13 protein-coding genes are annotated in these 11,547 nt (G+C 72.6%); 6 read left to right on the plus strand and 7 right to left on the minus strand.

The window, feature by feature from the left end; genetic code table 11:
- Positions 1-99 precede the first annotated feature (99 nt).
- The 4 genes from ACFYXU_RS26535 to ACFYXU_RS26550 are packed head-to-tail and all read left to right on the plus strand — an operon-like array spanning position 100 to position 3,697.
- The gene (locus ACFYXU_RS26535; protein WP_389460254.1) at positions 100-1,239 is read left to right on the plus strand and encodes an aliphatic sulfonate ABC transporter substrate-binding protein; all 1,140 of its coding nucleotides are present in this window, start codon (positions 100-102) and stop codon (positions 1,237-1,239) included.
- A 43-nt stretch (positions 1,240-1,282) separates the two neighbouring features.
- Positions 1,283-2,077: an ABC transporter ATP-binding protein gene (locus ACFYXU_RS26540; RefSeq protein ID WP_361402611.1), complete on the plus strand. Its 795-nt coding sequence runs from the start codon at positions 1,283-1,285 to the stop codon at positions 2,075-2,077.
- Complete coding sequence (locus tag ACFYXU_RS26545; protein WP_329857025.1) at positions 2,064-2,951, plus strand: ABC transporter permease; 888 nt, start codon at positions 2,064-2,066, stop codon at positions 2,949-2,951. The genes ACFYXU_RS26540 and ACFYXU_RS26545 overlap by 14 nt, the downstream gene beginning before the upstream one ends.
- 11 nt (positions 2,952-2,962) lie before the next feature.
- Positions 2,963-3,697 carry a sirohydrochlorin chelatase gene (locus ACFYXU_RS26550; protein WP_389460258.1) on the plus strand — a complete coding sequence of 245 codons (735 nt, stop codon included), beginning with the start codon at positions 2,963-2,965 and terminating at the stop codon, positions 3,695-3,697.
- 90 nt (positions 3,698-3,787) lie between these two features.
- Here ACFYXU_RS26550 and ACFYXU_RS26555 read toward each other — a convergent pair whose 3' ends face one another.
- The 6 genes from ACFYXU_RS26555 to ACFYXU_RS26580 all read right to left on the minus strand — a co-directional run bounded on the left by ACFYXU_RS26555 (position 3,788) and on the right by ACFYXU_RS26580 (position 8,944).
- The gene (locus ACFYXU_RS26555; RefSeq protein ID WP_389460260.1) at positions 3,788-4,360 is read right to left on the minus strand and encodes a TIGR03086 family metal-binding protein; all 573 of its coding nucleotides are present in this window, start codon (positions 4,358-4,360) and stop codon (positions 3,788-3,790) included.
- A gap of 59 nt (positions 4,361-4,419) precedes the next feature.
- A complete protein-coding gene (locus ACFYXU_RS26560; protein WP_389460262.1) occupies positions 4,420-5,055 on the minus strand; it encodes a DsbA family protein in 636 nt (211 codons plus the stop codon).
- A 74-nt stretch (positions 5,056-5,129) separates the two neighbouring features.
- On the minus strand, positions 5,130-5,687 hold the full coding sequence (locus ACFYXU_RS26565) for a DUF1697 domain-containing protein (RefSeq protein WP_389460264.1): 558 nt from the start codon (positions 5,685-5,687) through the stop codon (positions 5,130-5,132).
- Between the two features lie 139 nt (positions 5,688-5,826).
- Positions 5,827-7,122: an ABC transporter substrate-binding protein gene (locus ACFYXU_RS26570; protein ID WP_389460266.1), complete on the minus strand. Its 1,296-nt coding sequence runs from the start codon at positions 7,120-7,122 to the stop codon at positions 5,827-5,829.
- On the minus strand, positions 7,119-7,961 hold the full coding sequence (locus ACFYXU_RS26575) for a carbohydrate ABC transporter permease (RefSeq protein WP_389460268.1): 843 nt from the start codon (positions 7,959-7,961) through the stop codon (positions 7,119-7,121). Before ACFYXU_RS26575 ends, ACFYXU_RS26570 begins: the two co-directional genes overlap by 4 nt.
- Positions 7,958-8,944, minus strand: coding sequence for a carbohydrate ABC transporter permease (locus tag ACFYXU_RS26580; protein ID WP_389460270.1), 987 nt, complete (start codon positions 8,942-8,944; stop codon positions 7,958-7,960). The genes ACFYXU_RS26575 and ACFYXU_RS26580 overlap by 4 nt, the downstream gene beginning before the upstream one ends.
- Positions 8,945-9,048: 104 nt before the next feature.
- On the opposite strand from ACFYXU_RS26580, the gene ACFYXU_RS26585 reads away from it, so the two are divergent.
- Entirely contained in the window at positions 9,049-9,906 is an 858-nt protein-coding gene (locus tag ACFYXU_RS26585; protein WP_389460272.1) for a phosphotransferase enzyme family protein, read from the plus strand.
- A 46-nt stretch (positions 9,907-9,952) separates the two neighbouring features.
- Positions 9,953-10,783, plus strand: a complete 831-nt coding sequence (locus tag ACFYXU_RS26590) for an alpha/beta fold hydrolase (protein ID WP_389460274.1) — start codon at positions 9,953-9,955, stop codon at positions 10,781-10,783.
- On the opposite strand, the gene ACFYXU_RS26595 is transcribed toward ACFYXU_RS26590, so the two are convergent.
- On the minus strand, positions 10,780-11,505 hold the full coding sequence (locus tag ACFYXU_RS26595) for a 3'-5' exonuclease (RefSeq protein WP_376513303.1): 726 nt from the start codon (positions 11,503-11,505) through the stop codon (positions 10,780-10,782). The two genes, ACFYXU_RS26590 and ACFYXU_RS26595, sit on opposite strands and share 4 nt — an antisense overlap.
- Between the last annotated feature and the right edge of the window lie 42 nt (positions 11,506-11,547).

Genomic DNA, 11,547 nt, shown 5'->3' on the forward strand with positions numbered 1-11,547 from the left:
CACCGCATGCGCGCCCTCACCCCCCACGAGCTGTACCCGTCCTTGCTCCACCGCCGAAGACGTGCGTCATGAGACCACGTACCGAGAGGAAATCCTCGCGTGTCTGCCAACGGAAACTCCCGCACCACCCGTAACACGCTGCGCCGCAGCATCGTCGCCGCCGCCGCGCTGCCGCTCCTGGTCGGTGCCCTCGCCTCCTGCGGCTACGGTTCCGACGCGAAGAAGGACGAGTCCGCGGACAAGAAGGCCCCCGTCGCGGCCGACGCGAAGAAGCTCTCCGCCTCCGAGGTCCGGATCGGCTACTTCCCCAACCTGACGCACGCCACCGCGCTGATCGGCGTCAAGGACGGCCTGATCCAGAAGGAACTGGGCGGCACGACGCTCACGCCGTCGACCTTCAACGCCGGTCCCTCCGAGATCGAGGCGCTCAACGGCGGCTCGCTCGACATCGGCTTCATCGGCCCCTCGCCGTCCATCAACGCGTACGTCAAGTCCAAGGGCAAGAACCTGCGGATCATCTCCGGCTCCGCCTCCGGCGGCGTGAAGCTGGTCGTGAACAAGGACAAGATCAAGACCCTGGACGACCTCAAGGGCAAGAGGATCGCCACCCCGCAGAAGGGGAACACGCAGGACGTCGCGCTCCTCAACTGGATCTCCGAGAAGGGCTGGAAGGTCGACCCGGAGTCCGGCAAGGGTGACGTCTCCGTCGTCCGCACGGACAACAAGGTCACCCCCGACGCCTTCAAGTCCGGCTCCATCGACGGTGCCTGGGTGCCCGAGCCGACCGCGTCCAAGCTGGTCGCCGAGGGCGGATCCGTCCTCCTGGACGAGACCTCCCTGTGGCCCGACAAGAAGTTCGTCATCACGAACGTCATCGTGTCGCAGAAGTTCCTCTCGGAGCACCCGGACGTGGTCGAGGCCGTGCTGCGGGGCACCGTGAAGACCAACGCGTGGATCAACGCCAACCCGGACAAGGCCAAGGCCTCCGCCAACGCGGCGCTGAAGGCCCTCAGCGGCAAGGCCCTGTCCGACAAGGTCATCGACCCGGCGTGGCCGAGCATCGCGATCACGAACGACCCGCTGGCCACGACGCTGAAGACCCAGTCCGAGTGGGCGGTCAAGGCCGGACTCATCAAGCAGCCCGACCTGGCCGGCATCTACGACCTGACGCTCCTCAACAAGGTGCTGAAGGCCGAGGGCCAGCCCGAGGCCGCCGACGCCGGTCTCGGCGTCAAGTAACCGCGCCACGTCCGAGAATCCGTAACCCCAGGAGGTGACGACCATGGCCACGACGCTCGCCAAGGCTGCCGACGGCACCGTAGCGGAGCAGACGCACGCCGCCCGGATCGAGCACGTCTCGAAGTCCTTCTCCGGCCCGGCCGGTACCCAGCTCGTCCTGGACGACGTCACCCTCGACGTCGCGCCCGGCGAGTTCGTCACCATCCTGGGGGCCTCGGGGTGCGGCAAGTCGACCTTGCTGAACCTGGTCGCCGGACTGGACCTGCCGACCCAGGGGTCCATCGCGACCCCGGGCGGCCGGCCGGCCCTGATGTTCCAGGAGCACGCCCTCTTCCCGTGGCTCACCGCGGGCAAGAACATCGAACTCGCCCTGCGCCTGCGCGGGGTGCCCCGCGCCGAGCGCAGGCCGGAGGCGGAGCGACTGCTGGAGCTGGTCCGGCTCGGCGGCGCGTACGGCAAGCGGGTGCACGAGCTGTCCGGCGGCATGCGGCAGCGCGTGGCCCTCGCCCGGGCGCTGGCCCAGGACAGCCAGCTGCTGCTGATGGACGAGCCGTTCGCGGCCCTGGACGCCATCACCCGTGACGTCCTGCACGGCGAGCTCACCCGGATCTGGGCGGAGACGAACCTCTCCGTCCTGTTCGTCACCCACAACGTGCGGGAGGCCGTGCGCCTCGCCCAGCGCGTGGTGCTGCTCTCCTCCCGGCCCGGCCGGGTCGCCAAGGAGTGGACCGTGGACATCCCGCAGCCCCGCCGCATCGAGGACGCGGACGTGGCCGAGCTGTCCCTTGAGATCACTGAACACCTGCGTGGGGAGATCCGCCGCCATGGCCAGCACTGACACCGCCGCGACGGTCAAGAAGGACGACCTCGCCGGTCTGGAGGCCGGACTCGACGCCCTGGACGCGGTCGAGATCCGCCGTACGCCGGTCCGCGAGGTCCTCGTCAAGAAGGTCCTCCCGCCCACGGTGGCCGTCTTCCTGGTCCTCGCCGTCTGGCAGGTCCTCGTCTCGGCGAAGATCACCGACGAGACCAAGCTGCCCGCGCCCTCCGCGGTGTGGGACGGTCTGGCCGACATGTGGCTCCAGGGCACCCTGCTGGAGGTCATCTGGACCAGCGTGTCCCGCGGCCTGGCCGGCTTCCTGCTCGCGCTCGCCATCGGCACCCCGCTGGGTCTGCTCGTGGCCCGGGTGAAGTTCGTGCGGGCCGCGATCGGCCCGATCCTGTCCGGCCTCCAGTCGCTGCCGTCGGTGGCGTGGGTGCCGCCGGCCGTGCTCTGGTTCGGCCTGAACGACGCGATGATGTACACGGTGATCCTGCTGGGCGCCGTCCCGTCCATCGCCAACGGCCTGGTCTCCGGTGTGGACCAGGTCCCGCCGCTCTTCCTGCGGGCGGGCCGCACCCTGGGCGCCACCGGCCTGAAGGGCACCTGGCACGTGGTGCTGCCGGCCGCGCTGCCCGGCTACCTGGCGGGCCTGAAGCAGGGCTGGGCGTTCTCCTGGCGCTCGCTGATGGCCGCCGAGATCATCGCCTCCTCGCCCGACCTGGGCCTCGGCCTGGGGCAGCTGCTGGAGAACGGCCGCAACAACATCGACCTGCCCGGCGTGTTCCTGGCGATCCTGCTCATCCTGATCGTCGGCATCGCCATCGACCTGCTGATCTTCAGCCCGCTGGAGCGCTGGGTGCTCCGCAGCCGCGGCCTCCTGGTGAAGTGAGCCGACCGACCATGAACCGCCCCGTCCTCCTCGTGATCGCCCACGGCAGCCGCGACCCGCGGCACGCGGCCACCGTCCAGGCGCTCGTGCGCCGGGCCGGTGCGCTGCGGCCGGGGCTGCGCGTCGAGACGGCGTTCCTGGACTTCAACCTGCCGTCGGTGCCGGGGGTGCTCGACCGGCTCGCGTCGGACGGCGTACGGGACGTGGTGGCGCTGCCGCTGCTGCTGACCCGGGCCTTCCACGCGAAGGCCGACATCCCCGCCGTCCTGCGGCAGGCGCCCCCGTCCCTGAGCGTCCGCCAGGCGGAGGTCCTCGGCCCCTCGCCGCTGCTGATCGCGGCGGTGGAGCGGAGGCTGTACGAGGCCGGGCTCACGCCCGGCGACAAGAGCGCGACCGGGGTCGTCCTGGCCTCGGCGGGCTCCACCGACCCGGAGGCGATCGCGGTGATCGCAGAAACGGCGCGGGAGCTGCGGCGCACCGGTTGGTGCTCCGTGCGGCCCGCGTTCGCCTCCGCATCTCTTCCCCGGACCGAGGACGCCGTCCGCGCGCTGCGCGCGGATCCGGGCGTCCGCCGGGTGGCCGTGGCCCCGTACGTGATCGCCCCGGGCCGTCTCCCGGACCGCATCGCGGAGGGCGCGGCGGAGGCCGACGTCCTGGCGGACGTCCTGGGCCCCTCCCCCGAACTGGCCCGGCTGCTCCTGGAGCGCTACGAGGCGGCCGTCCGGCCGATCGCCCGAACGGCGTAGGGCCTGACGGCCACGACACCCCGTGGCGCTTCGGGTTCCGGCCGCTCGGCCCTTCGGTTCCGGCCGCTCGGCCCTTCGGGTTCCGGCCGCTCAGTCCTTCGGGTTCCGGCCGCTGAGTGCCAGGGCGCGGTCGAAGGGCGGGGCGTCGGCGGGGACGTCGACGACCGCGGCGAAGCCCTCGTACTGGCGGTAGACCTCGGCGTGCTCCTCGACGACGCCGAGGACGAAGACCGCCGTGTCCTCGGGGACCGTGAACTCCTGGCCGGTGGAGCGGGCCAGGTCCCAGCCGTGCAGGGCGAGTTCCTTGACGAGCAGGGAGGCGATCGTGGGGGCCGGCATCGTGACGTAGCCGGTGTCGACCTCGCCGTCCCAGACGCCGGGCCGCTCCCAGGCGGCCAGGGCACGGTCGAGCTGCGCCGCGTAGGCCCCGGCCCAGTCGGGGTCGGCGGTGAAGTCCCGTGCGGTGGTCTCCTCGGGGAGCTTCGTGCGCAGCGCGCGGTGTTCGAGGCCGTGCGCGGAGTAGAGGACGAGGTGGTTGGCGAGTTCGCGGACCGTCCAGTCGGCGCAGACGGAGGGGGCCGCGAGCTGCTCGGCGGTGACGGCGCGGGCGACGCGGCTCGCCTCGGCGGCGCAGACGGTGAGGTGGCTGTGGATCTCGTTCATGCCGTCGACGGTACGGAGGGGCCCCGCGCCCGGTCTTGAACTTTCGCGACAGGTGCCCGCTAGCTGAAGTCGAGGCCGCCGGTGCGGGTGCGCTTCAGCTCGAAGAGGTCCGGGTGGGAGGCGAGGACGCGGAAGCCGTCGAAGAGTTCGGCGGCCTTCTCGCCGCGCGGGACCGCCCGCAGGACGGGGCCGAACCAGACGGTTCCGTCGACGTGGATCGTGGGGGTGCCGACGTACCCTCCGGCCTCGGGGTCCTTGCCCGCCTCGTGGCTGCGGCGGACGGCGTCGTCGTGGGACGGGTCGTGGGCGGCGGCGGCCAGTTCCGGCGGGAGGCCGAGCTCGGCGAGCGACGCGGCGACGACGGCGTCGAAGTCCTTCTGCTTCCGCTCGTGGATCCGGGTGCCGTAGGCGGTGTAGAGCGGGCGCAGGATGTCCTCGCCGTGCCGGGCGGCGGCGACCGCCGCGACCCGCACCGGGCCGAGGGAGGCGTCGACGAGCTCGCGGTACCAGTTGGGGAGTTCGTTGCCCTCGTTGTGCAGGTACAGGCTCATGACCTTGAAGCGGAGGTCGATGGCGCGGTGGCGCTCGACCTCCAGGATCCAGCGGGAGGTGATCCAGGCGAAGGGGCAGGCGGGGTCGAAGTAGAAGTCGACGGTGGGGCGGCCGGCGGTGCCGGTGTGCGGGTGGCTCGTCATGCTGTCGAATCTAGTGGCGGGTTGGCCCGCCGCCACGGGCCATTCGGCGCCCCTTCCGCTGGGCCACTTCCGGGTCAGTCGTGGGTCATCTCGACGAGCTTGACCACGGTGTTCCAGTTCCTGGCGGTGGCGACGAGCCCCTTCACGACGGACGGGCGGGAGACGGCCTCGACCAGCTTGGACGTGCCGAGTCCGCCGGGGGCGTAGAGGTAGAGCACGCGGTCGCCGAGGGCGAAGTCCTCGGGGAGGTGGGCCTCGCGGTCGATCGCAGCGAAGCGCGCGGCGTCGACGGGTGCCGAGTAGTAGATGGCGTGGAGCTGCTTGCCCTCCAGCTCGGCGGCCGGGAAGGGGCAGGCGTCGGCGACGGCGGCGAGGTAGTCGCCGTCGCGGACGAGGCAGTCGACGCGGAAGCCGAAGCGGGCCTCGATCGCGCCCCCAAGGGCGGTCCCGAGCGTCTCCTCGGAGGCGCCGGAGCCCGTGGTGAAGACGGCGTTCCCGCTCTGGAGATAGGTGCGGACGTCCGTGTGGCCGAGGTCTTCGAGGAGGCTCCGGAGGTCCGCCATGGGGACCTTGTGGCGTCCGCCCACGTTGATGCCGCGGAGCAGGGCCGCGTAGGTCTTCGGCTTCGTCATGGGGTCAATCTAGGGGGCCACCGCGCCTCGTGGGGGGCGGCGCGGTGACCGGTTCGAACAATGTCCGACGGAGCGGTCGGGGAGAAGACCCTTCACCCATCTGTGACTTGTTCAACAAGGTTTCGTAATGACCAATCCGTCATCTGCGCTGATAGCGGGCGAGGACCCGGTTGCCGTCCTCGACCAGCCGTCTGCGGAGCTCGGCACCGTCGATGGCTCCGCTGTAGTACTCCTGGAAGGCGGGGGTCGCGACCTTGTCCTTCCACTCCGGATAGCCGCGCACCGACTGCGCGGGCGCCGGCCGCAGGTGCCGCGCGACCGCCGCCCCGGTCGCCCAGCCGTCCCGCGCCGTGTGCAGGGAGGGGTCGGCGAGCGCGGCCGTGCCGGTCGGCAGCATCCAGTCGCCGCGCGCGAGCCGCACCATGTTCGCCGGGCGGAGGAAGAAGTCGAGGAAGGCCGCCGCCTCCTTCTTGTGGGGGCTGTCCGCGGCGATCGACAGGGTCTGCGGGGAGACGCCCTGGGCGAGCCCCTCGCTGCCGGCGGGCGCGGGCAGCACGGTCCACTCGAAGCCCTCGGGTGCCTGCTGCGCGATCTGCTGCCGGTAGGCGAAGCCCAGCGGGACCATGGCGTACGTGCCGGAGAAGAGGCCGGGCAGGGTGTCCGAGCCGCCGCTGCCGAGGGTCGTGCGCGGGGCGGTCCGGTCCCGGACGACCTGGTCGTGGACGGTGCCGGGGACGATGCCGTCGGCCTCGGCGAAGTCGACGGTCACCCGGCCGGCGGGGCCCCGGCGGAAGAGGCCGCCGCCGGCCGAGACCCCGAGGTTGAGGCTGACGGAGACGGGCTCCTTGAGGGGCCAGGCGACCGCGTACCGGCCGGGGCCCATCGTCCGGGTGAGGTCCTGGGCGATCCGCCGGAACTCATCCCAGCTCCAGGGCCGCTCCGGGGTGGGGACGCGGACGCCGGAGGACTCCAGGATCTTCCGGTTGGCGATGATCACCCTCGGTTCCTGGAGGAAGGGCACGCCGTAGACGCCCTCGCCGAAGGTGGTGGTCTCCCAGCTGCGGGCCGGGATGTCGGCGCGGAGCCGCGCGGAGAGCAGGGGGCGGAGGTCGGCGAGGTCGCCGCCGTACGCGAAGTCGGCGAGGTCGTCGGAGGCGTCGTGGATGATGTCGGGCGCCTCGCCGCCCTCGAAGGAGGTGAGGAGCTGGTCGTGGACGGAGTCCCAGCCGCCCTGGACGTACTCGACCTGGATGCCGGGGTGGGCGGCGTTCCACTCGGCCACCAGCCGCCGGTTGGCGTCGACGGACTCCTTCTGCCAGGCGAGGGACTGGAAGCGGAGCCGTACGACGCCGTCGTCGGGGCCGTCGCCGCCCGCGGCGCAGCCGGTGAGCAGGAGCAGCAGCACCGCGGCGAGGGTGAGGAACCGTCGCGTCATGTCTTCACCGCCCCCGCGAGGACGCCGCCGGTGATGCGGCGCTGGAGCAGGCCGAAGACGACGAGGGAGGGCAGGGTGGCGAGGAAGGCCGCGGCGGCCAGCGGGCCGAGGTCGGCGACGCCCTCGGCGCCGAGGAAGTGGGTGAGGACGACCGGCAGGGTCTGCTTCTCGGGGCTCTTGAGCAGGACGAGGGCGAAGAAGAACTCGTTCCAGGCGGTGACGAAGGCGAAGAGCGCGGTGGCCACGATGCCGGGGGCGAGCAGCGGCGCGGTGACCGAGACGAGGATCCGGATCCGGCCGGCGCCGTCGACGGCGGCGGCCTCCTCCAGCTCGGCCGGGACGGACCGGACGTACCCCATGAGCATCCAGAGGGCGAAGGGCAGCGACCACACCACGTAGACCAGGACGAGCCCGGCGACGCTGTCGACCAGGTGCAGGTTCTTAAGGACGAGGAAGAGCGGGATGATCACGAGGACGAAGGGGAACGCCTGGCTGATCACCACCCAGCCGGTGGCGGCCCCGGCGAGCCGGCCCCGGTGGCGGGCGGTCACATAGGCGAGCGGGGTCGCGACGGTCACCGCGAGCACGGCGGCGGAGACGGCCGCGAGCAGGCTGTTGGCGGCGGCCCGGAGCAGCGGCTGCTCGTCGAAGGCCTGCCGGAAGTTGTCGAGGGTGGGGTCCTCCGGGATCCAGGTGGGGTGCGCCGAGGCCAGTTCGGGGGCGGGCTTGAAGGCGGTGGAGACCAGCCAGAGGAAGGGCAGGGCGAGGAACAGGAGGTAGGCGAGGAGGGCCAGGTACTGGCCCGCCCGCGCGGGCCCGCTCGTCCGGAGGGCGCTCACCGGTCCTGGTCCCCTTTCAGTCGGCGTACGAGGGAGAGGGCGATGAGCACCGAGACGGCGGCGACCATCACGCAGCCCATGGCGGCGGCGTAGCCGAACTGGCCGTACCGGAAGGCCTCCTCGTAGGCGAAGAGCATGGGGAGCCGGGTCCGGCCGCCGGGTCCGCCGTTGGTGAGGACGTAGACCAGGGCGAAGGAGTTGAAGTTCCAGATGAGGTCGAGGGCGGTGATGGCGAGGGCCACCGGCCTCAGGGCGGGCCAGGTGACGGCGCGGAAGCGGCGCCAGGCTCCGGCGCCGTCCAGGGCGGCGGCCTCGTGGAGTTCGCGCGGGGTGTTCTGGAGTCCGGCGAGCAGGGCGACGGTGGTCTGCGGCATGCCGGCCCAGACGCCGACGACGAGGACGGCGGGGAGGGCGGTGGCGAGGCCGGAGAGCCAGTCGTGTCCCCCGCCGAGGCCCAGGTCCCGGAGGGTCTCGTTGAGGATGCCGGCGTCGGGCTGGTAGACGAGCCGCCACATGATGCCGACGACGACCTCCGGCATGGCCCAGGGGACGATGGCGAGGGCGCGGGCCAGCCAGCGCAGGCGGAGCTGCTGGTCGAGCAGCAGGGCGAGGCCGAGGGCGAGCAGGAACTGCGGGACGGTGACGCCGACGGCCCAGACCGCGCCGATGCGGAACGACTCCCAGAAGAGGGTGTCGTGCAGCAGGTCCTGGAAGTTCAGGGTGCCGATCCAGCGGGTGGCCTGGGTGCGGCCCGACTGGGCGTCGGTGAAGGCGAGCGCGATGCCGTACAGCAGCGGGCCGACGCTGAGGACGAGGATCGGCAGCAGGGCGGGGAGCACCAGGAACCAGGCGCCGAGGTCGGGGCCGCGCGACCGTGCCCCGGGGGTGGCGCGCGGTGTGCCGGCCCGGCCGGGCTGCCTGGTCGCGGTCACCGAGCCCACGCGTCCGCCCCCGTCCACCGTCGCCGTCCGGAATCCCGCCATGGTGCTGACGGCGCGTCGGCCCGTCAAGGCGAGGGGCGGGGTGAGCTGGGCGGATGGGAGACTTTGGCGCGAAAGTGCGCTGGAGGGACTGGAGGGAAAGGTCGATGGACGAGGCGAGAGCACGGGAGATCCTGGCGGCGGCGGGCCTGCCGGCCGGGGAGGCACGGCTCCTGGCGCTGGGCGAGAACGCGGTCTTCGCGGTGGGCGACCTGGTGGTGAAGGCCGGCCGGGACGCGGAGCTGTGGGCGCGGGCCGAGCGGGAGCTCGCGCTGGCGTCCTGGCTGGCGGAGGCCGGGATCCCGACGGTCCGGGCCGCCGAGGAGAAGCCGCGTCTGGTGGACGGGCATCCGGTGACCGTCTGGCACCGGCTGCCGGATGCGGTGCGGCCCACGGAGCCGCGCGATCTGGCCCCGCTGCTGCGGGCCGTGCACGCCCTGCCCGAGCCGACGGGCTTCGCGCTCCCGCGCCGTGAGCTGCTCGGCGGGGTCGAGCGGTGGCTGCGGCTCGCGGGGGACGCGATCGATCCGGCGGACGCGGCCTTCCTGCGGGAGCGGCGCGACTCCTTCGCCCCGGCGGCCGCGGCGCTCACCCCGCACCTGGCCCCGGGCCCGATCCACGGTGACGCCCTGCCGCGGAACGTCCACGTCGGCCCGGACGGCCCGGTCCTGGTGGACCTGGAGACCTTCTCCTCGGACCTGCGGGAGCACGACCTGGTCGTGCTGGCCCTCTCCCGGGACCGGTACGGCCTGGACCCGGCGGCGTACGAGGCGTTCACCGAGGCGTACGGCTGGGACGTCCGGGAGTGGGAGGGCTGCGCGGTGCTGCGCGGCGCGCGGGAGACCGCGAGCTGTGCGTGGGTGGCCCAGCACGCCCCGGCGAACCCGAAGGCCCTGGCCGAATTCGAGCGCCGGGTGGCCTCCCTGCGGGACGGCGACCCGGAGGTCCGCTGGTATCCCTTCTGACATCATGGCCCCGTCGTGAACCGGGCGAGGGGAAAGGGGTGTTGAGATGCGGGTGCAGCTGTCCGAGGTGGCCCTCGACGTCGAGGTGAGCGGGGAGGGACCGGCCGTGCTGCTCCTGCACGGCTTTCCCGACAGCCGTGAGCTGTGGCGGCACCAGGTCCCGGCGCTGAACGACGCCGGCTTCACCACGGTCGCGCCCTCGCTGCGGGGCTTCGGCGCCTCGGAGCGGCCCGAGGGCGGGGTCGGGGCGCACCACCCGGCCAAGCACGTCGGCGACGTGATCGAGCTCCTGGCGTACCTCGGGATCGACCGCTTCCACCTGGTCGGTCACGACTGGGGTTCGGGCATCGCCCAGGGCGTGACGCAGTTCCTGCCGGACCGGGTGCGGACCCTGAGCCTGCTGTCCGTGGGCCATCTGGCGTCGATCCGCTCGGCCGGCTGGGAGCAGAAGCAGCGGTCCTGGTACATGCTGCTGTTCCAGCTGACCGGGCTCGCCGAGGAGTGGCTCGCGCGGGACGACTTCGCGAACCTGCGGGAGATGCTGGGCGAGCACCCGGACGCGGAGGCCGTGATCGAGCCGCTGCGCGCACCGGGGGCGCTGACGGCGGCCCTGGACATCTACCGCGCGGGCCTCCCGGCGGAGGTGCAGTTCGGCGAGGGCGCGCCCGTGGTGCCGCTGCCGGAGTCCGTCCCGGTGATGGGCATCTGGTCGGCCGGCGACCGGTTCCTGACGGAGCGCTCGATGTCCGGCACGGCCGAGTTCGTCGCCGGCCCCTGGCGCTTCGAGCGCGTCGAGGACGCCGGTCACTGGATGCAGCTCGACCGGCCGGGCAAGGTCAACGAGCTGCTGCTCTCCTTCCTGAAGGAGAACGGCTAGCCGGTCACCGCGACGGCCGGGCGCAGGGGCCACGTGGAGTCGACGACCGCCTCCGCGTCGCCCTTGCGGCGCAGGAAGTCCTGGAAGTTCTCGGCCCAGGCGCGGTACCAGCCGATCTGCCGCTCGTGCAGTTCGGCCGGGTCCAGGTCGGCGACCTTGGGGTGCCGCTCGGCTATCGCGACGGCGACGCGGACGGCGGCGAGCGCGTCGGCGGCGGCCTGGTGGGCGGCTTCGAGGACGACGCCGTACTCCCCGCAGACCGCTTCCAGGGTCCGCTTGCCGCGCCGGTAGCGGTCGACGGCCCGGTCGATGGTGTACGGGTCGACGACCGGGCCGATGGCCGTCCCGCCGATCCGCTCCTCCAGCGAGGGCAGGCCGTGGCGGCGCAGCTCGGCGGCGAGGAGGGTGAGGTCGAAAGAGGCGTTGTAAGCGACGACCGGGACGCCGTCCTCCCAGTACTCCGCGAGGGCCTTCGCGATCTCGTCGGCGACCTCGCGGACCGGGCGGCCCTCGGCCGCCGCGCGCTCGGTGCTGATGCCGTGGATCGCGGACGCCTGCTCCGGGATGCGGATGCCCGGGTCGGCGAGCCAGTCCCGTCGTCGTACGACCTGTCCGTCCCCCTCGACCTCGACGATCGAGGCCGTGACGATACGGGCCTCCAGCGGTTCGGTGCCGGTCGTCTCCAGGTCGAAGCCGACCAGCGTGTCGCCGTGCCAAGCCATCGGGTCCTCCTTACGTGATCTCCCCCGTGGTGCTGAACACCC

The organism is Streptomyces sp. NPDC002232 (assembly GCF_042890295.1).
In the GTDB taxonomy this organism is placed as follows: Bacteria; Actinomycetota; Actinomycetes; order Streptomycetales; family Streptomycetaceae; genus Streptomyces.